Genomic DNA, 1,245 nt, shown 5'->3' with positions numbered 1-1,245 from the left:
TGAGCTACCCCCGATTTCTCGGACAGGTTAATTAGGGAACAACAACCATCTTTTCGAACTCGGCCGGCGAGCGGTAGCCCAGCGCACTGTGCAACCGCTGCCGGTTGTAGAACACTTCGATGTACTCGAACACTTTCCCGCGCGCTTGGTCGAGACTGGCGAAGCGCTCGTGATGCGTCAGTTCCTGCTTGAGCGAGCTGAAGAAACTTTCCATCACTGCATTGTCGTAAGGCATGCCCTTGCGACTCATGCTCGCGACTAGCCCGGCTTCCTGCAATTGCCGCTGATATGCACCGCTGGTGTATTGCGTGCCCTGGTCGCTATGGTGGATTGCGCCCTGCGCTGGCCGCCGGCGTTGGAGCGCCATGGCCAGTGCAGCGCTGGCCAACGCCTGGTCGGCCCGCTCACCCATCGCCCAGCCCGCGATCTGCCGGCTGTGCATGTCCAGCACCGCCGCCAAGTACAACCAGCCCATCCGGGTCGGCACGAAGGTGATGTCCGCCACCCACACCCGATCTGGCCCCGGACTGACGAACGGCCATGCCAGCCGGTTAGGCGCCACCGCCACACGCTGATAGGTGCTGCGCGTGCGCAGGTGGCGTTGCCGCCGTTTGGTGCGGATCGCATGTACCCGCCGCAGGCGCCGCACCCGATGCCGGCCGCAGGTCTCACCTTGCTGACGCAACGCGCGCCAGAGGCGCTCGCTGCCATACGCCTCGCGGGTTTGTGCGTGCAACTGCTCGATCCGCTGCAATAGCCGGGCATTCTCCTGCGCGCGCGGGCCCGGACGGCGGGCGCACCACGCGTAGTAGCCGCTGGGCGATACGCCCAGCGCATGGCAGAGCCAGCGCACCCGGTAACCTTGCTGGTCTCGGATCCAGGCGTACTTCACGGTAGCTCCCGCGCAAAGTACGCCGCCGCTTTTTTTAGGATCTCGTTCTCTTGGCGCAGCCGCTCGTTCTCGCGCTGCAGCTTGGCCAGTTCATCCGGGTTGGCCTTGGGCCGGCCACTGCCGCCAAAGGCGCCAGCGCCCTTCGCATCGAGATCCGTGGCCCACTTGTAGAGACGGTTGCGCGGGATGCCCAACTCCCGCGCGATCACGGCCGCTGGCCGATCTCCCGCCTTGAGTAGCCGCACTGCTTCCCGCTTGAACTCCGCCGTGAACCGCTGCCGCTTCTGCATCGAACACCTCCGTGCGAGGATTGTCCTCGCTTTCAGGTGTCCGAGTTATCAGGGGTGGCTCAG

General features: G+C 65.0%; 2 protein-coding genes. Both read right to left on the bottom strand.

What is annotated here, in order from left to right; genetic code table 11:
• Window positions 1-31 precede the first annotated feature (31 nt).
• Entirely contained in the window at window positions 32-892 is an 861-nt protein-coding gene (locus FHY18_RS21990) for an IS3 family transposase (RefSeq protein WP_259160082.1), read from the bottom strand.
• Entirely contained in the window at window positions 889-1,182 is a 294-nt protein-coding gene (locus FHY18_RS21985) for a transposase (RefSeq protein ID WP_252162118.1), read from the bottom strand. Before FHY18_RS21985 ends, FHY18_RS21990 begins: the two co-directional genes overlap by 4 nt.
• Window positions 1,183-1,245: the final 63 nt, after the last annotated feature.

Source organism: Xanthomonas sp. 3793 (assembly GCF_024806835.1).
Lineage (GTDB): Bacteria > Pseudomonadota > Gammaproteobacteria > Xanthomonadales > Xanthomonadaceae > Xanthomonas > Xanthomonas arboricola_F.
The sequence above is the reverse complement of the archived record's forward strand: the minus strand, read 5'-3'. Positions and strand labels throughout refer to the sequence as shown.

Bases quoted from the DNA above. Each gene is read 5' to 3' on its own strand.
- FHY18_RS21985 (WP_252162118.1), bottom strand. From the start codon at position 1,182: ATGCAGAAGCGGCAGCGGTTCACGGCGGAGTTCAAGCGGGAAGCAGTG.